This is a genomic window from Pseudomonas sp. AP3_22 TE3818, assembly GCF_053628995.1.
In genome coordinates, this window is record NZ_JBRJHL010000001.1 from 6,027,828 (window position 1) to 6,049,639 (window position 21,812).

Annotated in this window: 16 protein-coding genes and 2 tRNA genes; 6 read left to right on the forward strand and 12 right to left on the reverse strand. The window is 60.6% G+C overall.

Annotated features, from left to right (window positions below):
• Positions 1-176: 176 nt before the first annotated feature.
• Together pncB and nadE are read left to right on the forward strand one after the other, a co-directional pair.
• Positions 177-1,403 carry a nicotinate phosphoribosyltransferase gene (gene pncB / locus AB7M25_RS27460; protein ID WP_454238235.1) on the forward strand — a complete coding sequence of 409 codons (1,227 nt, stop codon included), beginning with the start codon at positions 177-179 and terminating at the stop codon, positions 1,401-1,403.
• Positions 1,404-1,407: 4 nt separating this feature from the next.
• Positions 1,408-2,235, forward strand: coding sequence for an ammonia-dependent NAD(+) synthetase (gene nadE / locus AB7M25_RS27465; RefSeq protein ID WP_015093241.1), 828 nt, complete (start codon positions 1,408-1,410; stop codon positions 2,233-2,235).
• A 184-nt stretch (positions 2,236-2,419) separates the two neighbouring features.
• Here the strand turns inward: nadE and azu are convergent, their stop codons facing one another.
• On the reverse strand, positions 2,420-2,866 hold the full coding sequence (gene azu / locus AB7M25_RS27470; protein WP_429517825.1) for an azurin: 447 nt from the start codon (positions 2,864-2,866) through the stop codon (positions 2,420-2,422).
• Positions 2,867-3,210: 344 nt separating this feature from the next.
• Here azu and AB7M25_RS27475 point away from each other — a divergent pair, with 344 nt between their 5' ends.
• Both AB7M25_RS27475 and AB7M25_RS27480 read left to right on the forward strand, forming a co-directional pair.
• Positions 3,211-3,798 (forward strand): LOG family protein, encoded by a 588-nt coding sequence (locus tag AB7M25_RS27475; protein WP_007973290.1) that lies wholly within the window; start codon positions 3,211-3,213, stop codon positions 3,796-3,798.
• Positions 3,799-3,866: 68 nt separating this feature from the next.
• The gene (locus AB7M25_RS27480) at positions 3,867-4,046 is read left to right on the forward strand and encodes a hypothetical protein (RefSeq protein WP_007973286.1); all 180 of its coding nucleotides are present in this window, start codon (positions 3,867-3,869) and stop codon (positions 4,044-4,046) included.
• 154 nt (positions 4,047-4,200) lie between these two features.
• On the opposite strand, the gene AB7M25_RS27485 is transcribed toward AB7M25_RS27480, so the two are convergent.
• The 11 genes from AB7M25_RS27485 to rnr form a co-directional block, all read right to left on the reverse strand.
• The gene (locus AB7M25_RS27485) at positions 4,201-5,091 is read right to left on the reverse strand and encodes a transglutaminase family protein (protein WP_429382500.1); all 891 of its coding nucleotides are present in this window, start codon (positions 5,089-5,091) and stop codon (positions 4,201-4,203) included.
• Positions 5,091-7,577: a circularly permuted type 2 ATP-grasp protein gene (locus AB7M25_RS27490; protein WP_454238236.1), complete on the reverse strand. Its 2,487-nt coding sequence runs from the start codon at positions 7,575-7,577 to the stop codon at positions 5,091-5,093. The genes AB7M25_RS27485 and AB7M25_RS27490 overlap by 1 nt, the downstream gene beginning before the upstream one ends.
• Before the next feature lie 88 nt (positions 7,578-7,665).
• A complete protein-coding gene (locus tag AB7M25_RS27495; RefSeq protein WP_454238237.1) occupies positions 7,666-10,938 on the reverse strand; it encodes a transglutaminase family protein in 3,273 nt (1,090 codons plus the stop codon).
• 365 nt (positions 10,939-11,303) lie between these two features.
• A complete protein-coding gene (locus AB7M25_RS27500) occupies positions 11,304-13,607 on the reverse strand; it encodes a YgiQ family radical SAM protein (protein WP_102698664.1) in 2,304 nt (767 codons plus the stop codon).
• 274 nt (positions 13,608-13,881) lie between these two features.
• Positions 13,882-15,279: a replicative DNA helicase gene (dnaB, locus tag AB7M25_RS27505; protein WP_007973277.1), complete on the reverse strand. Its 1,398-nt coding sequence runs from the start codon at positions 15,277-15,279 to the stop codon at positions 13,882-13,884.
• Positions 15,280-15,413: 134 nt separating this feature from the next.
• On the reverse strand, positions 15,414-15,860 hold the full coding sequence (gene rplI, locus AB7M25_RS27510; protein WP_007973276.1) for a 50S ribosomal protein L9: 447 nt from the start codon (positions 15,858-15,860) through the stop codon (positions 15,414-15,416).
• A gap of 19 nt (positions 15,861-15,879) precedes the next feature.
• Positions 15,880-16,773 carry a YybS family protein gene (locus tag AB7M25_RS27515; RefSeq protein WP_007973275.1) on the reverse strand — a complete coding sequence of 298 codons (894 nt, stop codon included), beginning with the start codon at positions 16,771-16,773 and terminating at the stop codon, positions 15,880-15,882.
• Between the two features lie 36 nt (positions 16,774-16,809).
• A complete protein-coding gene (rpsR, locus tag AB7M25_RS27520) occupies positions 16,810-17,040 on the reverse strand; it encodes a 30S ribosomal protein S18 (RefSeq protein WP_002551829.1) in 231 nt (76 codons plus the stop codon).
• A 28-nt stretch (positions 17,041-17,068) separates the two neighbouring features.
• A complete protein-coding gene (rpsF, locus tag AB7M25_RS27525; protein ID WP_007973274.1) occupies positions 17,069-17,491 on the reverse strand; it encodes a 30S ribosomal protein S6 in 423 nt (140 codons plus the stop codon).
• Positions 17,492-17,799: 308 nt separating this feature from the next.
• Positions 17,800-18,567, reverse strand: coding sequence for a 23S rRNA (guanosine(2251)-2'-O)-methyltransferase RlmB (rlmB, locus tag AB7M25_RS27530; protein WP_007973273.1), 768 nt, complete (start codon positions 18,565-18,567; stop codon positions 17,800-17,802).
• Complete coding sequence (rnr, locus tag AB7M25_RS27535) at positions 18,564-21,191, reverse strand: ribonuclease R (protein ID WP_429560557.1); 2,628 nt, start codon at positions 21,189-21,191, stop codon at positions 18,564-18,566. Before rnr ends, rlmB begins: the two co-directional genes overlap by 4 nt.
• A 224-nt stretch (positions 21,192-21,415) precedes the next feature.
• On the opposite strand from rnr, the gene AB7M25_RS27540 reads away from it, so the two are divergent.
• Positions 21,416-21,502: transfer RNA gene (locus AB7M25_RS27540), tRNA-Leu, on the forward strand.
• 168 nt (positions 21,503-21,670) lie between these two features.
• Positions 21,671-21,757 (forward strand) — tRNA-Leu (locus AB7M25_RS27545).
• Positions 21,758-21,812 lie beyond the last annotated feature (55 nt).

The window sequence follows — 21,812 nt, forward strand, 5'->3', positions numbered from 1 at the left end:
TTGCCAGCGAAGAGGCCGGCACATTCAAAAACAATGTTGACTGAAAGTCCGCCTTCGCTGGCAAGCCAGCTCCTACAAGGGCCTGCCTTAGTCTAAAAACTGCTGGTAATCCTTGTCCCTGATATGCGCCACTAGCGCCATTGATCAATACCGCTGCAACGCTGGAGATTCCCGTTATGAGCGAGAGTGTGTTTGCCGATCGCATCGTGCAGAACCTGCTCGACACCGACTTCTACAAACTGACGATGATGCAGGCGGTGCTGCACAACTACCCCAACGTCGAAGTCGAATGGGAGTTTCGCTGCCGTAACGGCGAGGATTTGCGCCCCTACCTGGCGGAAATCCGTTTCCAGATCGAGCGCCTGGCCGACCTGAGCCTGAGCGCCGATCAATTGAGCTTTCTGGAACGCATCAGCTTCCTCAAACCGGATTTCCTGCGCTTTCTCGGCTTGTTTCGCTTCAACCTGCGCTACCTCCACACCGGTATCGAAAACGGCGAGCTGGTCATTCGCCTGCGCGGCCCCTGGCTGCATGTGATCCTGTTCGAAGTACCGCTGCTGGCGCTGGCCAGCGAGGTACGCAACCGCTATCGCTACCGCGAAGTCGTGCTGGAGCAGGCCCGCGAGCAGCTCTACCGCAAGTTCGACTGGCTGAGCGCCAACGCCAGCAGCGATGAATTGTCCGAGTTGCAGGTGGCCGATTTCGGCACGCGCCGCCGCTTCTCGTATCGCGTACAGGAAGAAGTGGTGAATGTGCTCAAGCACGACTTCCCCGGGCGCTTCGTCGGCACCAGCAACGTGCACCTGTCCCGGGAGCTGGACATGAAACCCCTGGGTACCATGGCCCACGAATGGATCATGGCCCACCAGCAGCTCGGCCCGCGGCTGATCGACAGCCAGATCGCCGCACTCGATTGCTGGGTCCGCGAATACCGTGGCCTGCTGGGGATTGCCCTGACCGACTGCATCACCATGGATGCCTTCCTCGGCGATTTCGATCTGTTTTTCGCCAAGCTTTTCGACGGTTTGCGCCACGACTCGGGCGATCCGGTGGTCTGGGCGGAAAAAGCCATCGCCCACTATCACAAGCTCGGCATCGACCCGATGAGCAAGACGCTGACCTTCTCCGACAGCCTGACCCTGCCCAGGGCCCTGGAGATATTCCGGGCGCTGCGCGGTCGGATCAATGTCAGCTTCGGCATCGGCACCAACCTGACCTGTGACATTCCGGGTGTCGAACCGATGAGCATCGTGCTTAAAATGGCCGCCTGCAACGGCCAGCCGGTGGCGAAGATCTCGGACGAGCCCGGCAAGACGCACTGCAAAGACCCGAATTTCGTCGCGTACTTGCGACACGTTTTCCAAGTACCTGCCGCCCTTTCAAGTCCATCAAGCAAGGAGTGAATTCATGCAAGCCGTACAGCGTGAGATTGCTGAACAGCTCAAGGTCCAGCCGCCATTCGCCGACGAAGCTGCCCTCGAGGCCGAAGTCGCCCGGCGGGTGACCTTCATCCAGGACTGCCTGGTCAACTCCGGGCTCAAGACCCTGGTCCTGGGCATCAGTGGCGGTGTCGACTCCCTGACCGCCGGCCTGCTGGCCCAACGAGCCGTGCGTGAACTGCGCCAGCGCAGCGGTGATGCCGCGTACAAATTCATTGCCGTGCGCCTGCCCTACGAAACCCAGTTCGACGAACACGACGCCCAGGCTTCGGTGGATTTCATCAAGCCGGACGAGCGCCACACCGTGAACATCGGCCCGGCGGTCAAATCCCTGGCCAATGAAGTGGCGGCCTTCGAAGGCAAACATGCGGTGTCGGTGGACTTCGTGCTCGGCAACACCAAGGCGCGCATGCGCATGGTCGCCCAGTACACCATCGCCGGCGCGGCCCATGGCCTGGTGATCGGCACCGATCACGCGGCGGAAGCGGTGATGGGGTTCTTCACCAAGTTCGGTGACGGCGCCTGCGACCTGGCGCCACTGAGCGGCCTGGTGAAAAACCAGGTCCGCGCCATCGCCCGCAGCTTCGGCGCGCCGGAATCGCTGGTGGAAAAAGTCCCGACGGCGGACCTTGAAGACCTGTCGCCCGGCAAACCGGACGAAGCCTCCCATGGTGTGACCTACGCCGAGATCGACGCGTTCCTGCACGGCCATCCGGTGCGCGAGGAAGCGTTCAAGATCATTTGCGACACCTACAACAAGACCCATCACAAGCGGGTGATGCCGTTTGCGCCTTGAGGCGTGAGTGAATGAAAAAGCCCGCTGAAGTGTTGAGCTTCAGCGGGCTTTTTCTTGGGCCAAAACATGCGTCGATGCTTCTGGCCCCTTCGCGGGCAAGCCCGCTCCCACAGGTTTTGTGATCGACACAAATTACTGTGGGAGCGTGGCTTGCCTGCGAAGAACGATGACGCGGTACGTCGTTTTACTTCAGGGTCACGGAGCCTTTCATCATCGAGATGTGGCCCGGGAACGAGCAGAAGAAACCGTATTTTTCCGCCGCATCGAGCTTCGACACATCGAAGGTCACCGAGTCTGTCTCGCCAGCGCCGATGATCTTGGTGTGGGCGATCACACGGGCGTCGCCTTCTTTCAGGTAGTTCTTGTCGATGCCGGCGCTCAGGCCATCGGTGGCGATCGGCTGCATGTCGGCTTCTTTACTCAGCACCCAGTTATGGCCCATGACGTTCTTCGGCAAGCTGCCGGAATGCTTGAGTTCCACGGTAAACGTCTTGCAGCTCTTGTCGATTTCAATGGCCTTCGTGTCGAAAGACATCTGGTCGGTGGAGTCGACAGTGACTTTGCACTCGGCAGCCATCAGTTGGCTGCTGGCCAGTGTCAACAGGGATACCGCAACAAGTTTGGCAAACATGGTGAATCTCCAAGGCAGGGTTAGCGAAATCGCGAATAAACAGAAGACTGCCTGAAAACTTCGCAAGTTCATATGACTTGAATCAAAAATTGTATACAACTTTCGCGCTATGGCACCGATACGAAATATCTACCGGCCAAGTGTCTGGCCCGGGCCTATCATCAGGCCGTCCCCCTTCAAATGGAATGCCTGTCATGTCGATCAACAGCCTGTTGTGCAGTTTGCTGGCCGCCTACGCCTGCGGCGCCAGCGGTACGTACGAAACGCCGAAACACCAAGTCTAGCCCTTGGAGTGTCGCGCGCCTGCCTTTACTCTGTGGCCCTGATCGACCATGGAGCAAGGCATGTCTTTAACATCCGTTTGTGTATTTTGTGGCGCCAGCACCGGCACCCACCCGGCTTACCGCGAAGCCGCCGTGGCCCTTGGCCGGGCTCTGGCCGAACGCAAGCTGACCCTGGTGTATGGCGGGGGCGCCGTGGGGCTGATGGGCATCGTCGCCGATGCGGCCCTGGCGGCCGGCGGTGAAGTGATCGGCATCATCCCGCAAAGCCTCAAGGACAAGGAAATCGGCCACAGCGGCCTGACCCGCCTGGAAGTGGTCGATGGCATGCACGCGCGCAAGGCCCGGATGGCCGAACTCAGCGATGCCTTTATCGCGCTGCCCGGTGGCCTTGGCACCCTCGAAGAACTGTTCGAAGTCTGGACCTGGGGTCAACTCGGCTACCACGGAAAACCGCTGGGATTGCTGGAAGTGAACGGTTTCTACAGCAAATTGACGTCTTTTCTTGATCACATCGTCGGCGAAGGCTTCGTTCGCGGGCAGCACCGTGACATGCTGCAGGTGAGCGAATCGCCGCAAAACCTGCTCGATGCTCTGGATGCCTGGCAACCGTCCGTAGCGCCAAAGTGGGCCGAGCAAAAACCCAGCTAACGGCTCGACACCGATACAGGGCAGAATATGCGCCGCTCAACCTCACCTTCGACCCCAGAGGATCGCCCATGGCTAAACCTAATTATTCCTTCGCCAAACGTCAGAGAGACTTGGCCAAGGAGCAGAAGAAAGAGGAAAAGCTTCAGCGCAAGAAAGCTACAGCTGAAGAAGCGGCACTGAACCCTGAGGGTGAAGTGGCGGCAGAAGACGATGTTGATGCACCGAAAGACTCGGCGCCCGACGCCTGAGAACCTCCGGGCCGGTTGATCTGATCTGGCCCACCGGATCCTCTGTAGGAGCGAGCTTGCTCGCGATGGTCGTTAACGATAACGCTGCGAGCCTGACACCCCCCGGTGCTCTCGGGTTCTTCGCGAGCAAGCTCGCTCCTACAGTCGATCGTTGTTATTCCAGTGGCATCACGGTTACCCGAACTTCCGGGTCGTGGTTCCCTCCTCCCAGGATTACCCCCCGCAACGGCGACACATCGGAAAAATCCCGGCCCCAGGCCAGGGTGATGTGCTCCAGCGCCGGCTGCACATTGTTGGTCGGGTCGAAATCCACCCACCCCGACACCGGGCAAAACACCGATACCCAGGCGTGGGATGCATCGGCGCCGATCAGCCGTGGCTGGCCCGGTGGTGGCTGGGTCAGCAGGTAGCCGCTGATATAGCGCGCGGCCAATCCACGGGAACGCACGCAAGCGAGCATCAGGTGAGCAAAGTCCTGACAGACCCCGCGTCGGCGCTCCAGCACCTCCACCAGCGGCGTCGCCACCTGGGTAGCTTCAGCATCGAAGGTGAATTCGCTGAAGATTTTCTCCATCAGCGCCTGCACGCCGAGCAACAACGGTCGACCGGGTGGAAAACAGCTTTGCGAGAACTCGACGAAGTTTTTCTTCAAATGCACATACGGCGATTCAAACCGGTATCGACAGGCTTCGAGCAATTCCGGCGACAACGGTTGGCTGCTGTAGGTCAGTGCGCTTCGTGTGTGTTCCCACGCCGCAGACCCACTGAAGTCCGGCACAGGTCGGGGCAACACTTCGATGGTGAGACTGGCGTTGACCAGCAACTCATCGTGGGGACGCTCGAATGCCAGCCGGGTCAGCGGATTGCCGAATACATCCAGCTCATCGCGACGCGAGGTCGGCTGCGGACTGATCTGCAATTGCCGGTCCGTGCAGCGCTGCCAGGCACAAGGCCGCGGCCACAAATGCGCCAGTTGCTGGGCCAGGGACACCGGGCTGTCGTAGTGATAATGGGTGTCGTGGAAAATCTGGTAGCGGGCGCTCATCAGACGGACACCGTGCGCTGGCTGACATCGTCGACATGGGCGAAATGCCGCAGCGCCAGGCGATCGGAGACGTGCCCACTGGCGTCGGCGATCTCTTGCAACAGTGCGGCCAACCCTTCGATGGCGGCGCGAACACTGGCGTCGCCGAACAGCGGATTTTCCAGGCAACCCAGATCGAATCGTGCCAGACGCTCGACCAATTGCGGCAGTGCGGCTTCACGCGGTACGCCAAAGTCGTCGTTGAGACGCTTGAGGGTGCGTGTCACCAGTTTCAACTGGAACAACACGGCGTGAGGGTTCTGTTCGTCAAGCAACAACAGGTCGAGCACCGGGATCAGTTGCGCGACCGCCAGATAGCGCGACCGGTAGGTGATGCTGCTGTTGCCCAGTTCCAGCAACCATTCCAGCCCGGCCTGATCGAAGACCCCGGCGCCTCGCAGAAACGCCGCCAGGCTGCCGCTGAGAAATTGCAGGCGTTCGATCCGCCGGCCAATCATCAGGAAACGCCAGCCTTCATCCCGGGTCATGTCGTCCAGGGCAAAACCGGACAGCGCCGCCAGGGACATCACCAGACGGTTGAGGAAATCCAGCAACTCGCCGAAATCCGGTTCTTCGGTCTCCAGCTCCATGGCTTCGCGCTGCAACTCCACCAGCGCCTGCCAGTTTTCCCGCGAGAGCTTGCCGCGTACTTGCGAAGCGGCCCACTGCAAGCGTTGCAAGTTGGACCGCAGGCTGAACGGCCAGTCGTCACCGAGCAATGCCGCCAACAGGCGTTCGGGTAATTCGCCCTCATCGGGCAGCAGCATCAACCGTTCGCCGAGATCGACTGCGGCCTGCAAGGCTTGCGGGTCGTCGCCGTCGACATAGCGTGCGAGCATGATGCGCAGCAAACGGGCACTGTCGTCGCAACGCTCGCAGTAACGACCAAACCAGAACAGGTTTTCCACCACCCGCGATGGCAGATACGGATCACGCCGCACCAGATCATGCACACCGATGTTGCGCTGGGCCTTCCATTGTTCGCCGCTGGGCGCACGATCGCCCAGGACCCAGGTGTCCTTGCTGGCGCCGCCGCGCTGCATCGACACCACTTCGGCATCGGCTTGCGCGGCGACCCGGGTCAAGCCACCGGGCAACACCCGATATCCCTCGCGGCTGGCCACCGCATACACGCGCATACCGATGGCCCGGGGTTGCAGTTGACCGTCCTCGGCTTGCCAGATCGGTGCCTGGGACAATTGCGCAAGTTCTTGCGCCACATAGGCATAAGGACGCGCCTGCATGCGCTCGGCGAGCTCCTGGCGCTGTTTTTCACTCAAGTCGCGGCCAAATACCGGTGCAAAGCTCTGGGACGGAAATGCCGGTTTGATCAGCAGTTCCGGCAGTTTTTCCAGGGCCTGGGCCAATACCGGCGCTTCACCGCACCACCAGGTGGCGATGGACGGCAGGATCAATTCTTCGCCGAACAGGAATTGATTGATCTTCGGCAGGAAACCCAACAAACCTGGCGACTCCAGCACACCACTGCCGAGCGCGTTGGCTACCAGCACACGCCCCTGCCGCACCGCTTCCAGCAGGCCCGGCACGCCGAGGGCCGAATCAGTGCGCAGTTCCAGCGGGTCGCAGAAGTCATCGTCGAGCCGACGCATGATCGCGTGCACCCGGCGCAGCCCACTCAGGGTCTTCAGGTAGACAGTGGCATCGCGCACCGTCAGGTCACCGCCCTCCACCAGCGGATAACCGAGCTGTCGAGCCAGGTACAGATGTTCGAAATAGCTTTCGTTGAAACGCCCTGGTGTCAGCAGCACCACCAAAGGCGCATCCCCGTCACTCGGGGCCTGACGGACCAGGGTTTCCTGCAAGGTGCGGAAGAACCCGGCCAAGTGCTGCACGTTCATATCGCGGTACAGCTCGGGAAAGGCCCGGGACACGATGGTGCGGTTTTCCAGCGCATACCCGGCACCCGAAGGCGCCTGGGTACGGTCCGCCGTGACCCACCAGCGGCCATCGGGTGTGCGCGCCAGATCCACGGCATACAGATGCAGAAAGGCCCCGTCAGGCGGGCTGATGCCCTGACAGGGCCAAAGGAAATTGTTGTGACCGAACACCAGCTCGGCGGGCAGCAGCCCCTCGGCAATCAGCCGTTGCGGACCGTAAAGGTCAGCCAGCACGGCATTGAGCAAACGCGCCCGCTGCGCGACTCCGGCCGACAACTGCTGCCAATCATCAGCCGCGATGACGTGGGGTAGCAGGTCCAGCTCCCACGGCCGGTCAGCGCCCTTGGGGTCGGCATAGACGTTATAGGTAACGCCGTTTTCCTGGATCTGCCGGGTCAACAGGGCCTGACGCTGCACCAGTTGTGCCGGCGTGCTGCGTTGCAACTGCTCGAACAGCCGGCGCCAGTGCGGGCGCACGGCGCCACCGGCGTCGAGCAGTTCGTGATAGGTGCCCGCCGTCAGCGGGTAGCGGTCTAGCAGGTCAGGCATGGAAAGCTCGGCAGACAGCAATGATCGGTCAGACTAGCGCAGGCTCGTGACGCCCGGATAGACGAAAAATCCGAGCGTCGCGGACGGTTTAGAAACGTCGTAAATCGAGCGTCATCGGTAACTCATCGTTAATGTCCAGATGGGGTACAGGCAGTTTCCCCGGCGTGTGTCCGATGCGGAAGAAGCGCGCCATCCGCCGGCTCTCGGCCTCGTTGGCATTGACCGGCAAGCTGTCGTAGTTGCGCCCGCCCGGGTGGGCGACGTGGTACTGGCAGCCGCCCAGCGAACGCTGCATCCAGGTATCGAGCAGGTCAAATACCAGCGGCGCGTGGACCGGGATGGTCGGCTGCAGGCAGTTGGCCGGTTGCCAGGCACGAAAACGCACGCCCGCGACGAACTCGCCGACCCGCCCTGTGGGCTGCAATGGAACAGGAATACCGTTGCAGGTCAGCAGGTAACGCTGGGGCGGCAAACCGCTGAGCTTGACCTGCAAACGCTCCAGCGACGAATCCACGTAACGCACCGTGCCGCCCATGGCGCCCTCTTCACCCAGTACGTGCCAGGGCTCGAGCGCCTGGCGCAGTTCCAGGGCAATACCACTGACAGCGTAATCGCCCACCTTGGGAAAACGGAACTCCAGATGCGCGGCGAACCATTCGGCCCGCAGCGGATAACCGGCGGCGTTGAGGTCGACGATGACATCGGCAAAATCCTGCTCGATAAAGTGCGGCAACAGGAAGCGATCGTGCAGTTCCGTGCCCCAGCGCGCCAGTTTTGGCGGTGCATAGGGCTCGCGCCAGAACCGCGCCACCAGCGCCCGCAGCAACAATTGTTGCGCCAGGCTCATGCGGGCATGGGGCGGCATCTCGAACGCCCGCAGCTCCAGCAATCCGAGGCGCCCGGTGGCACCGTCCGGCGAATAGAGTTTGTCGATGCAGAACTCGGCGCGGTGGGTGTTGCCGGTGACATCGATCAGCAGGTTGCGCAGCAGTCGATCCACCCGCCATGGCGGACATTCCTCACCCGCTTCAGGCATCTGCGCGAAGGCGATTTCCAGTTCGTACAAGGCATCGTTGCGCGCTTCGTCGACGCGAGGCGCCTGGGATGTCGGGCCGATGAACAATCCGGAAAACAGGTAGGACAGGGATGGGTGGTTGTGCCAGTAGCTGATCAGGCTGCGCAGCAGATCCGGGCGACGCAGAAACGGCGAGTCCCCCGGGGTCGCGCCACCCAGCACGAAATGGTTACCGCCGCCCGTACCGGTGTGCCGGCCGTCGATCATGAATTTCTCGGTGGTCAGGCGGGTCTGGCGCGCTTCTTCGTAGAGGAACTCAGTGCGTTCGACCAATTCATCCCAGGTCGCGGACGGCTGCACGTTGACCTCGATCACCCCCGGGTCCGGGGTGATGCGGAAATTGCTCAGGCGGGGATCGCTCGGCGGCTCATAGCCCTCCAGCAATACCGGGCACATCAGTTCTTCAGCGGTGGCTTCGATGGCCGCGACCAGTTCGAGGTAATCCTCGACCCGCTCCAGCGGCGGCATGAACAGGTACAACCGGCCTTCCCGCGCCTCGGCACAGAAGGCCGTACGGGTCAGCCAGTCGGCGGATTCGTCGATTTTGGGCGCGCGGTCTTCTGTGACGGCTGCGCCCTGGTTCTGAAGCTGGCCGCTGTCAGGCAGCGGCGGGAACGCCTGATTCGGGTCTTGCGCGTGAATGAATGGATATTCCGCCGCTTTCACCCAAGGTTGCGACCCCAGCGGCAAGCGATAGCCCAGCGGCGAGTCTCCCGGCACCAGTCGGCAGTGCTCGTCGCGCAGATACCAGCGACCGCTCTGCCATTGATCGCCCTTGGCGGTGCGCGCCAGCGGAAGGACCTGGCCAATCACCTTGTCCAACCCCTGGCTGAACACCTTGCGCAGACGCGCCCGCTCCAGCGGTTCCTCCAGACGGGAATCCTCGGCGCTGACGTTTTGCGGCAGCATCCCTTCGCGCCAGAGGTAATAGAAGTTGTCTTCGTAGGCTGGAAAAACGAAGCGTGTCGGAATTTTCAGGCGTTCGGCGACACTCGCCAGAAAACGGCCGGCCAGCGTGCCATCGGCGCCGTAGTCTTGTTGTTCGTCGGCAATCAGCGCGCTGTTGTGCCAGATCGGCACGCCGTCGCGGCGCCAGTAACAATTGAGCGACCAGCGCGGCAGTTGCTCGCCGGGGTACCACTTGCCTTGCCCGAAATGCACCAGTCCATTGGGCGCGTAGTGTTTACGCATGCGCTGGAACAGTTCGGCGGACAACCGCCGTTTATCCGGCCCCAGTGCCGCGGTATTCCACTCGGCGCCGTCCGGATCATCGATGGACACAAAGGTCGGCTCGCCGCCCATGGTCAGGCGCACGTCGCCCTCCAGCAAGTCGGCATCGATCTGTCGGCCCAGGGCTTGAATCGCCAGCCACTGGTCGTCGGTGTAGGGCTTGGTGACCCGCGGCGCTTCCCAAATCCGCTCGACGGACATTTCGTGGCTGAATTCGCACTCGCACGGTTCCACCAGGCCACTGATCGGCGCCGCAGAAGACGGATCGGGACTACAGGCCAACGGGATATGTCCCTCACCGGCAAACAGCCCGGAGGTTGCGTCCAGGCCGATCCAGCCCGCACCGGGCAAGTACACCTCGCACCAGGCGTGCAGGTCGGTGAAGTCCACTTCGGTGCCCGACGGGCCGTCGAGGCTTTTGACGTCAGCGGTCAGTTGAATCAGGTAGCCGGAGACAAAACGCGCCGCCAGTCCGAGGTTGCGCAGCAGTTGCACCAACAACCATGCCGAGTCGCGGCAGGAACCGGAGGCGTGTTCGAGGGTGTGTTCCGGCGTCTGCACGCCGGGTTCCATGCGAATCAGGTAGTCGATGTCTTCGCTCAGGCGCTGGTTGAGGGCGACGAGAAAGTCCACGGCGGGCAAGGGTGTGCGGTCGATGCCGTCCAGATAGGCCTTGAATTTCGGCGTCAGCGGCAGGGTTTCCAGGTACGGCGCCAGTTCCTTGCGCTCATCTGCGGCATACGTGAAGGGGATCTTTTCCGCGTAGGGTTCGAGGAAGAAGTCGAACGGATTGAAGATCGCCATCTCCGCCAGCAGATCGACCTCGATCCGCAGCGCTTCGGTTTTCTCCGGGAACACCAGCCGCGCCAGGTAATTGCCCTGAGGGTCCTGCTGCCAGTTGATGAAGTGCTGCTCGGGCGAGACTTTCAGCGCATAAGACAGAATCCGCGTGCGGCTGTGGGCGGCGGGACGCAGGCGAACAATCTGCGGACCCAGTTCGACAGCGCGGTCATAGCGGTAATGCGTGACATGGTGCAATGCGACATGAATCGACACGGCGTGCCTCCTGCGAGCCTTGAGCGTATGGGAAAGCGCGCAAGACTTATGCCATCGCGCATTGCTGGCGCTTTCTTCGGTTGCCTGAGGCAGTACAGCACCAAAACCGGGCGAGGCGGAGAATTGGATTGCAAGAGTTGCACGTATTTGTGGCGTTCAGTTGCATAGTCGCCGCCAAAACCGGCCTCTTCGCGGGCAAGCCCGCTCCCACAGGTTTAGAGGCGTTCGCAAAATTTGTATTCGACTCGGACACTGTGGGAGCGGGCTTGCCCGCGAAGAGGCCAGTGGCTCCAGCACAAATGGTTAAACCCTGAAATGCAAAACGCCAACCCGAAGGTTGGCGTTCTGTTCAGCGCAGGCGAGGTTTAGCGCGGTACGACGGGCTTGCGAGCCGGCTTGGGCCCCTTGCCCTTGGCCGCGTCCTTACGCTCCTTGGCCGCCTGCTGGTTGCGGGCGAACGCCGCCGCCTTGGCCTGCTCGCGCTTGTCCCACGGGTTGCCGCCATCGCTGGCACGCGGTGGCAGACCCGTGTGCTGGGTGAGGATCTTGGTGGTCTTTTCCTTGGCCACTTTATGGCTGCCGGCCGGCGTCGAGTTCTTGCGACGGGCGCTCTGGTAGCTGTCGGTCGACGGCTGGTGCAAAGGAATCAACTGGTTCTTGCCCGGCCCGATCAGGTCGGCGCGGCCCATGCGGGTCAGTGCTTCACGCAGCATCGGCCAGCCTTTCGGGTCGTGATAACGCAAGAACGCCTTGTGCAGGCGACGCTGCTCCTCGCTCTTGACGATGGTCACCGCGTCACTCTTGTAGGTGACCTTGCGCAGCGGGTTCTTGCCCGAGTGGTACATCGCGGTGGCGGTGGCCATCGGCGACGGGTAGAACGCCTGCACCTGGTCGGCACGGAAACCGTTGCCCTTGAGCCACAGGGCCAGGTTCATCATGTCTTCATCGGTGGTGCCCGGGTGGGCGGCGATGAAGTACGGAATCAGGTACTGCTCCTTGCCCGCTTCCTTGGAGTACTTCTCGAACATGCGCTTGAACTTGTCATAGCTGCCGATGCCCGGTTTCATCATCTGGTTGAGCGGACCTTCCTCGGTGTGTTCCGGGGCAATCTTCAGGTAACCACCAACGTGGTGGGTCACCAGCTCCTTAACGTATTCCGGCGACTCGACCGCGAGGTCATAACGCAGGCCGGAAGCGATCAGGATCTTCTTCACACCCGGCAATTCACGGGCACTGCGGTACAGCTGGATCAGCGCCGAGTGATCGGTGTTCAGGTTCGGGCAGATACCCGGGAACACGCAGGATGGCTTGCGGCACGCGGATTCGATTTCCGGACTCTTGCAGGCAATGCGGTACATGTTCGCGGTCGGGCCACCGAGGTCGGAGATCACGCCGGTAAAACCGGGAACCTTGTCGCGAATTTCTTCGATTTCGCGAATGATCGACTCGTGGGAACGGTTCTGGATGATCCGCCCTTCGTGCTCGGTGATCGAGCAGAAGGTGCAGCCGCCGAAGCAGCCACGCATGATGTTCACCGAGAAACGGATCATGTCGTAGGCCGGGATTTTCTCCTTGCCATACGCCGGGTGCGGAATGCGGGCGTAAGGCATACCGAACACGTAGTCCATTTCTTCGGTGGTCATCGGAATCGGTGGCGGGTTGAACCAGACATCGACTTCGCCGTGCTTCTGCACCAGCGCGCGGGCGTTGCCCGGGTTGGTTTCCAGGTGCAACACACGGTTGGCGTGGGCGTAGAGCACCGCGTCGTTGCGGACCTTTTCCACCGACGGCAGACGGATCACGGTCTTGTCGCGGGTCATGCGCGGGCTCGCCAGGATCTGTACGACCTTGGCTTCCTGCGGATCTTCAACCGGCCCCTTTTCCTGCTCGATGGCACAGGCCTGGGTGTCCTGGGTGTTCACGTACGGGTTGATGATCTTGTCGATCTTGCCCGGACGGTCGATGCGCGTGGAATCGACTTCGTACCAGCCTTGCGGTGTGTCACGACGGATGAACGCGGTCCCGCGCACGTCGGTGATGTCTTCGATCTTGTGACCGTAGGACAGACGCTGCGCGACCTCGACGATGGCGCGCTCGGCGTTGCCGTAGAGCAGGATGTCGGCACTGGCGTCGATCAGGATCGAGTTGCGCACGCGGTCCTGCCAGTAGTCGTAATGCGCGATGCGGCGCAGCGACGCTTCGATGCCGCCGAGCACGATCGGCACGTGCTTGTAGGCTTCCTTGCAGCGCTGGCTGTAGACCAGGCTGGCGCGATCCGGACGCTTGCCGGCCAGGCCACCCGGCGTGTACGCGTCGTCGGAACGGATTTTCTTGTCCGCGGTGTAGCGGTTGATCATCGAGTCCATGTTGCCGGCCGCGACACCGAAGAACAGGTTCGGCTCGCCGAGCTTCATGAAGTCGTCTTTGGACTGCCAGTTCGGCTGGGCAATGATCCCGACGCGGAAGCCCTGGGACTCCAGCAGCCGGCCGATGATCGCCATGCCGAACGACGGGTGATCGACGTAGGCATCACCGGTGACGATGATGATGTCGCAGGAATCCCAGCCGAGCTGATCCATCTCCTCCCTGCTCATGGGCAGGAACGGCGCTGGCCCGAAACATTCGGCCCAGTACTTGGGATAGTCAAATAACGGCTTGGCTGCTTGCATGTCGATAACCGGTGTTGGCTTTCATTGAATTTCGCGGGCGCGGAATATAGCACAAATTTTGACCAATTCCGACGGCTGTGGTCGGAAATTGGTGGGAGCCGCAATAGAGCAACACACAACCCTTGTGGCGAGGGGGCTTGCCCCCGCTGGGTTGCGAAGCAACCCCAAATCCTGAGCCCCCCATTCTCCAGATGAAACGAGTTGGCTGGTTTTACGACTGCTTCGCAGCCGAACGGGGGCAAGCCCCCTCGCCACAGGGGCCCTGTGTCAACAGTTACTCGTCATCGTCGAAGTTATAGCTACCCGGCGCCAGGTTCTCGAATCGGGTGTACTTACCGATAAAGGCCAGGCGGATAAAGCCGATCGGCCCGTTCCGCTGCTTGCCGATGATGATTTCGGCGATGCCCTTGTGCTCCGTTTCCGGGTGATACACCTCGTCGCGGTACACGAACATGATCACGTCGGCGTCCTGCTCGATCGCTCCGGATTCCCGCAAGTCGGAGTTCACCGGGCGCTTGTTCGGCCGTTGTTCCAGGGAACGGTTGAGCTGCGAGAGCGCCACCACCGGGCAGTTGAACTCCTTGGCCAGGGCTTTCAGGGATCGGGAGATCTCGGAAATCTCGTTGGTCCGGTTGTCACCGCTGGAACCCGGGATCTGCATCAGCTGCAGGTAGTCGATCATGATCAGGCCGACATCGCCGTGTTCGCGCACCAGACGGCGAGTCCGGGCGCGCATTTCCGACGGGCTGATGCCCGCGGTATCGTCGATGAACAGCTTGCGGTCGTTGAGCAGGTTGACCGCCGAGGTCAGGCGCGGCCAGTCGTCGTCTTCCAACTGACCGGAACGCACCTTGGTCTGGTCGATGCGGCCGAGGGAAGACAGCATACGCATGATCAGCGATTCGCCTGGCATCTCAAGGGAGTACACCAGGACGGCCTTCTCGCTGCGCAGCACGGCGTTTTCCACCAGGTTCATCGCAAAGGTGGTTTTACCCATGGACGGACGGCCGGCGACGATGATCAGGTCGGCCGGTTGCAGACCGCTGGTTTTCTCGTCGAGGTCGGTGTAGCCGGTGGACAGGCCGGTGATGGCGTTGTCGGTGTTGAAGAGGGTGTCGATGCGGTCGATGGCCTTGGTCAGCAACTCGTTCACACCCACCGGGCCGCCGGTTTTTGGCCGGGCCTCGGCGATCTGGAAGATCTGCCGTTCTGCTTCATCGAGGATTTCTTCTGCCGTGCGCCCTTCAGGGTTAAAGGCGCTGTCGGCGATTTCGGTGCTGATGCCGATCAATTGACGCAGGGTCGCGCGCTGGCGAACGATCTGCGCATAGGCCTTGATGTTGGCGACGGACGGCGTGTTTTTCGCCAGCTCGCCCAAGTAGCCGAGGCCACCGACTTGCGAGGTCTGACCCTCCTTGTCCAATTGCTCGGCAAGGGTCACGACGTCGATCGGCGAGTTCTGATCGGCCAGTTTGGCGATCGCGCGGAAAATCAGACGGTGGTCATGTCGATAGAAATCGCCGTCGGAGACTTGATCGAGCACACGCTCCCAGGCGTTGTTGTCCAGCATCAGACCACCGAGCACGGCCTGTTCGGCCTCGATGGAATGCGGCGGCACCTTCAGCGCGGCGGTTTGCAGGTCGTATTGCTCGGGAGCTAAGATTTCGTTCATGGCCACTTGGTTTTTTTTTGGAAAGCAGGAATGTAAAAACTGGGATGCCAGAAAGACAAAGGGCACGACCTGTAAACAGGATCGTGCCCGATGTTACCGGCAAGCACCCGAGGGTGCCAGCCGACAAGTGCTGCTTAAGCTGCTACCACGACAACGCGTACGGTGGCTTCAACTTCGGCGTGCAGGTGCACGGCTACGTCGAATTCGCCTACGTTGCGGATGGTGCCGTTCGGCAGACGAACTTCGCTCTTCTGCACTTCAACGCCGGAGGCGGTCAGTGCGTCAGCGATGTCGTGAGTACCGATCGAACCGAACAGCTTGCCTTCGTCGCCAGCGGTGGCAGTGATGGTCACTTCCAGCTCGGCCAGTTGGGCAGCGCGGCTTTCAGCCGATGCTTTGCGATCTGCTGCAGCTTTTTCCAGCTCAGCGCGACGCTCTTCGAACGCAGCCAGGTTGGCTGGGGTCGCAGCGGTAGCTTTGCCGTAAGGCAGCAGGTAGTTACGACCGTAACCAGCCTTAACGTTCACTTTGTCACCCAGGTTGCCCAGGTTGGTGACTTTTTCCAGAAGGATCAGTTGCATGTGAAAATCCTCTTAACTTTTAACCTTCACCGTTCGCGTTATCGGCATCTTTCGGTGCCGAACGACCGCGAAAATCAATCAGGCTGTCGACGATGGCCAGGACCACCAGCAACGGATAGATCAGTTGCATGAACAGCAACAGCGTCACGTACAACCCCACCAGCCAGAACCTGGCCAGTCGCTTCTGCGCCACCAGCCCGTGAATCAGGGCCAGCCCGGCGAACACCAGCGGTACGCTGCACAACGGCGTCAACATGGCCATCTGCGGACCGATGTTCGGCCCCAGAAGCATGCACGCCAGCAGCAACATCGCCGGCAACAGCGGGAAACGGATGGCGCGAAACTCGCGACCAAAACCGCCCGGGTTGTACAACAACGCCTGCCAGTAGCGCCCGACAAGCAGGCTCAGCAAGCTGACGATTTGCAACAATGCCGCAATCAGGCCGGTCAGGACCGGTGCAATCAGGGACGCGAAACGCGCTTGTTCGTCTACCGACAACTTCTGGTAGACATCGCCGAGTAGCGACGGCATGACTTTGATCAAAGCCTGCGCCAGCATCTCGATCTGGGGAGCAAAAGCTGTCCCCAACACCACTGAAAACACCACTCCCATCGCTATGCTGACCAGCAGCACGCGGTTCCAGGACTCGCTTGCGCGCAAAACCAACGCAAGGCTCGCAGACCCCAGCAGCACCAGAAGTGCCCGTGGGTCGTCGGAGTAAAGCCACCAGGCCAATGCCGGCAGCAGTCCCAGAGCAAGAACGCCCAGGGCATCCCTCAATCCGCGCCGCAGGAGCACAAGGCATCCGGCGGCAGCACCCAACCAATACAACAACGGCAATGCCGCGCATCCGGCCACTACCAGAGTGGCCTGCATACGGCCGCGCATGATGAACTCAGCTATGGCCCGCATGCATTCAATCCTTTGCTACGTGTCGACTGCCCGGTCTCAGCGGCCGTGGCTGTCGGTGTAGGCCAGCAGGGCCAGGAAGCGGGCGCGCTTGATAGCGGTGGCCAGCTGACGCTGATAACGAGCTTTGGTACCGGTGATGCGGCTTGGAACAATTTTGCCGGTCTCGGATACGTAGGCTTTCAGAGTGTTGAGATCTTTGTAATCGATCTCTTTCACGTCTTCAGCGGTGAAGCGGCAGAATTTACGACGACGGAAGAAACGTGCCATTTGATAGGCTCCTTAAAAGGTCCGTGGATTACTCGTCAGCGTTATCGCTGTTGTCGCTGTCATCACTGTCAGCGCTTTCAACGCCTTCGTGCTCAGGACGGTCGCGACGCTCACGGCGCTCACTGCGGTTTTCTTCAGCCTTGAGCATCTCGGACTGGCCGGTAACGGCTTCGTCGCGACGGATGACCAGGTTACGGATCACTGCATCGTTGTAGCGGAAGTTGTCTTCCAGCTCGGCCAGGGCCTTGCCAGTGCACTCAACGTTCAGCATCACGTAGTGAGCCTTGTGAACATTGTTGATTGCGTAGGCCAGTTGACGACGGCCCCAATCTTCCAGACGGTGGATTTTGCCGCCGTCTTCTTCGATCAGCTTGGTGTAACGCTCAACCATGCCGCCGACTTGCTCGCTTTGATCCGGGTGGACCAAAAAGATGATTTCGTAATGACGCATGAATGCTCCTTACGGGTTGTAGCCTGCCGCTCAAAAGCGGTCAGACAAGGAGTGAATGACACTTATGGACTTGCGGACGCTAGACACGTTGGTGCCTGCCATCACAGCAAGGGGCGCAATTGTAGAGAAGGGGCGAGAGAGGCGCAAGGTAATTGGTGATTATTTGAACAGCCACCAGCACAACAAGAACACTGTAGGAGCGAGCTTGCTCGCGAAGGTCGTCAACGATAACGCGGGGAAGCTGATTCTCCGCGGTGATCTTGAGTTCTTCGCGAGCAAGCTCGCTCCTACAGTGGGTCGCGCATGGATCAGGATTTCTTGGCGGCAGCCTTGGCTTTGACACTGCGCTGGCGCTGCGCTTCGAACAGGCAAACGCCGGTCGCCACGGAAACGTTGAGACTGCTGACGCTACCGGCCATCGGCAGGTTCACCAGATAATCGCAATGCTCGCGGGTCAGGCGGCGCATGCCCTTGCCTTCGGCACCCATGATCAGGATGGTCGGACCGGTGAGATCCTGGTCATACAGACTGACCTCAGCCTCGCCGGCCGTGCCGACAACCCACAAGCCGCGCTGCTGGAGCTTTTCCAGGGTGCGCGCCAGGTTGGTCACGGCAACCAGCGGAATCACTTCGGCGGCACCGCAGGCGATTTTCCGTACGACCGGCGTCAGGGTAGCCGACTTGTCCTTCGGCACGATCACTGCCAGCGCGCCCGCCGCATCGGCGGAGCGCAGGCAGGCACCGAGGTTGTGCGGATCGGTCACGCCGTCGAGCACCAGCAACAACGGTGCGCCGTCGGTGCGATCGAGCAGTTCGTCGAGCATTGCCTCGCCCCAGACCTGGCTCGGACTCACGTCCGCGACCACGCCCTGGTGCACGCCTTCAACCCAGGCGTCCATTTCGCGGCGCTCGGCCTGGCCGACCTGGACCCGGTTTTCATTGGCCAGCTCAATCAGCGTCTGGACCCGAGGATCATTGCGGCCTTCGGCCAGCCAGATCTGCTTGACGCGTTTCGGGTGGTGACGCAACAACGCTTCTACAGCATGAACGCCGTAGATCTTTTCCAACTGACTCATGGCTTGGCCTTAGGTTTACGCGCCCCGCCACTCTTGGCTGGAGCCGAGCCCGCTTTTGGCGGGCCTTTACGATGTTTGCTCGGTTTGGCTGGCTTGCCGCCGACGGCCTTGTCAGGCGCCGACCGGCTGGTCTTTCCCCCAGACGCGGCTTTACCGCCGCTTTTCGCACCGGCCAGCAACGCCTGTTTCATTTCACGACTTTTACGCACTTCGGCGTTTTTCGCCGCTGCATCGCTCGGGCGATAGGCCTCGACAGCCTTTTCCTTGGCAGGACGACGACCGGTTTTTGCCGGGGCCGCCTCCACTTCGACTTTCGCTGCAGGCGCTGCACTTTCGGTACCGCGTTTTTTGCGGCCGATCGGTGCACTGATGGTTTTTTCAGCCATCTCGAAGTCGATCTTGCGCTCGTCGAGGTCGACGCGCATGACCCGCACTTCCACGGTGTCGCCCAGGCGGAAACTGCGACCGGTGCGCTCACCGGCCAGGCGGTGGTGCACAGGATCGAAGTGGTAGTAATCGCCCGGCAGCGCGGTGACGTGCACCAAGCCTTCGACATAAATGTCTGTAAGCTCGACGAACAGACCAAAACCGGTCACGGCAGTGATCACACCCGGGAACGATTCGCCCACGCGATCTTTCATGAACTCGCACTTGAGCCAGTTCACGACATCGCGGGTCGCTTCGTCGGCACGGCGCTCGCTCATCGAGCACTGCTCGCCGAGTTGCTCCAGGGCCGCTTCGTCGTACGGATAGATGCGCGCCTTCGGAATGGTCATCGCACCGGCACGGCGAACGTGCGGGGTGTTCTGCTTGGAATGGATCACGCTGCGGATTGCGCGGTGCGTGAGCAAATCCGGGTAGCGGCGGATCGGCGAGGTAAAGTGGGTATAGGCTTCGTAATTCAGGCCGAAGTGGCCCTGGTTATCGGCGCTGTATACCGCCTGACTCAACGAACGCAGCATGACGGTCTGGATCAGGTGGAAATCCGGACGATCCTTGATACCGGCCAGCAATGCCTGGTAATCCTTCGGCGACGGACCGTCCTTGCCTTTGTGCAGGGACAGGCCGAGCTCGCCGAGGAAGGCGCGCAGTTTTTCCAGACGCTCCGGTGGCGGACCATCGTGAACGCGGTACAACGCAGGAATTTCGTGCTTTTTCAGGAATTCGGCGGTGGCCACGTTGGCCGCCAGCATGCATTCCTCGATCAGCTTGTGTGCATCGTTGCGCACGGTCGGACGGATTTCGGCGATCTTGCGCTCGGAACCGAAGATGATCCGGGTTTCCTGGGTCTCGAAATCAATCGCGCCACGAACGTGACGGGCCGCCAGCAATACCTTGTACAGCGAGTACAGCTGCTTGAGGTGCGGCACGACGTCGGTGTATTCGCCGCGCAGCTTGCGCGCCTCGGTGGCTTTCGGCGTTTCCAGCATGGCGCTGACCTTGTTGTAGGTCAGGCGCGCATGGGAGTGGATCACCGCTTCGTAGAAGCAGTAGTCGGTCATTTCGCCGGACTTGGAGATGGTCATCTCGCAAACCATGGCCAGACGATCAACCTGCGGGTTCAGCGAGCACAAACCGTTGGACAACTGCTCAGGCAGCATCGGAATCACGCGCTCGGGGAAGTACACCGAGTTGCCGCGAACCTGGGCTTCGGCATCCAGCGCCGAACCGAGCTTCACGTAGCTGGATACGTCGGCAATCGCCACGTACAGCTTCCAGCCGCCCGAGAACAGACGCAGCTTGCCCGGACGGGCTTCGCAATAGACCGCATCGTCGAAGTCGCGGGCATCTTCGCCGTCAATGGTGACGAACGGCAGATGACGCAGGTCGATGCGCTTCTCTTTGTCTTTCTCTTCGACTTCCGGCTTGAGCTTGCCGGCTTCCTTGAGCACGGCGTCAGGCCAGACGTGAGGAATGTCATAGGTACGCAGGGCGACGTCGATTTCCATGCCCGGCGCCATGTAGTTGCCCACGACCTCAACCACGTCGCCTTGTGGCTGGAAGCGTGGCGTCGGCCAGTGAGTGATCTTCACTTCGACGAACTGACCGATCTGCGCGTTGGCATTACGGCCCGGCGTCACCAGCACTTCCTGCTGGATCTTCGGGTTATCCGCGACAACGAAACCGATACCGCCTTCTTCGAAGTAGCGACCGACGATGCTTTCGTGAGCACGGGACACCACTTCGACGATCATGCCTTCGCGGCGACCACGACGATCCAGGCCGGAAACACGCGCCAGGGCACGGTCACCGTCGAACACCAGGCGCATCTGCGCCGGGCTCATGAACAGATCGTCACTGCCATCGTCCGGCACCAGGAAGCCAAAGCCGTCACGGTGACCGCTGATGCGGCCCAGGATCAGGTCAAGCTTGTCCACTGGTGCATAAGTGCCGCGACGGGTATAGATGAGTTGAGCATCGCGCTCCATGGCGCGCAGGCGGCGGCGCAGGGCTTCGATCTGGTCTTCTGTGGTCAGACCAAACTCTTCGACCAGTTGCTCGCGGTTAGCAGGCGAACCCCGATCAGCAAGGTGCTGAAGGATCAGTTCGCGGCTAGGGATAGGGTTTTCATATTTTTCCGCTTCACGAGCGGCCTCGGGATCGAGGGACTGCCAATCGGCCATTAGAGAGTTTTCACCTTGTCTATATGCGGGTTAGTTTGGCATAGGCGTAATGAAACGGGAAATTTCAGGCTAAGACGACCCATCTAAAGCCCTGTATCGACACCGCAAAGCTGTTTTGAAGACCACTGGCGAAATTTTCCAGGTTTTTTTGATCCCGGGGGTTTACAGTTAAAAAGACGCTCCGTATAGTGCGCGCCATCGACGACGGAGACGTTGCCGATACTGCCCAGATGGTGAAATTGGTAGACACGCCAGCTTCAGGTGCTGGTGACCGCAAGGTCGTGGAAGTTCGAGTCTTCTTCTGGGCACCAATTTCGAGCTTGAGATTAGATCAATTTCAAGGCTCACACAAAAACCCGCGAAAGCGGGTTTTTGCATTCTGGAACACTGGTTTATTAATTTTTAAAATCAGGGGTTTACAGATCAAAACGCTCTCCGTATAGTGCGCCACATCAACAGCGGCAACGCTGAAGATGAATGCCCAGATGGTGAAATTGGTAGACACGCCAGCTTCAGGTGCTGGTGACCTTACGGTCGTGGAAGTTCGAGTCTTCTTCTGGGCACCAATTCAAGTTCAAGGTTACGGCCTTGAATTTCACAAAAACCCGCGAAAGCGGGTTT

Coding starts and splice junctions, on each gene's coding strand:
- nadE (WP_015093241.1), top strand. CDS start 1,408: ATGCAAGCCGTACAGCGTGAGATTGCTGAACAGCTCAAGGTCCAGCCG.
- dnaB (WP_007973277.1), bottom strand. CDS start 15,279: ATGAACGAAATCTTAGCTCCCGAGCAATACGACCTGCAAACCGCCGCG.
- rpsR (WP_002551829.1), bottom strand. CDS start 17,040: ATGGCACGTTTCTTCCGTCGTCGTAAATTCTGCCGCTTCACCGCTGAA.
- AB7M25_RS27485 (WP_429382500.1), bottom strand. CDS start 5,091: ATGAGCGCCCGCTACCAGATTTTCCACGACACCCATTATCACTACGAC.
- AB7M25_RS27515 (WP_007973275.1), bottom strand. CDS start 16,773: ATGCGGGCCATAGCTGAGTTCATCATGCGCGGCCGTATGCAGGCCACT.
- rlmB (WP_007973273.1), bottom strand. CDS start 18,567: ATGAGTCAGTTGGAAAAGATCTACGGCGTTCATGCTGTAGAAGCGTTG.
- pncB (WP_454238235.1), top strand. CDS start 177: ATGAGCGAGAGTGTGTTTGCCGATCGCATCGTGCAGAACCTGCTCGAC.
- AB7M25_RS27490 (WP_454238236.1), bottom strand. CDS start 7,577: ATGCCTGACCTGCTAGACCGCTACCCGCTGACGGCGGGCACCTATCAC.
- rpsF (WP_007973274.1), bottom strand. CDS start 17,491: ATGCGTCATTACGAAATCATCTTTTTGGTCCACCCGGATCAAAGCGAG.
- AB7M25_RS27475 (WP_007973290.1), top strand. CDS start 3,211: ATGTCTTTAACATCCGTTTGTGTATTTTGTGGCGCCAGCACCGGCACC.
- azu (WP_429517825.1), bottom strand. CDS start 2,866: ATGTTTGCCAAACTTGTTGCGGTATCCCTGTTGACACTGGCCAGCAGC.
- AB7M25_RS27500 (WP_102698664.1), bottom strand. CDS start 13,607: ATGCAAGCAGCCAAGCCGTTATTTGACTATCCCAAGTACTGGGCCGAA.
- rnr (WP_429560557.1), bottom strand. CDS start 21,191: ATGGCCGATTGGCAGTCCCTCGATCCCGAGGCCGCTCGTGAAGCGGAA.
- rplI (WP_007973276.1), bottom strand. CDS start 15,860: ATGCAACTGATCCTTCTGGAAAAAGTCACCAACCTGGGCAACCTGGGT.
- AB7M25_RS27480 (WP_007973286.1), top strand. CDS start 3,867: ATGGCTAAACCTAATTATTCCTTCGCCAAACGTCAGAGAGACTTGGCC.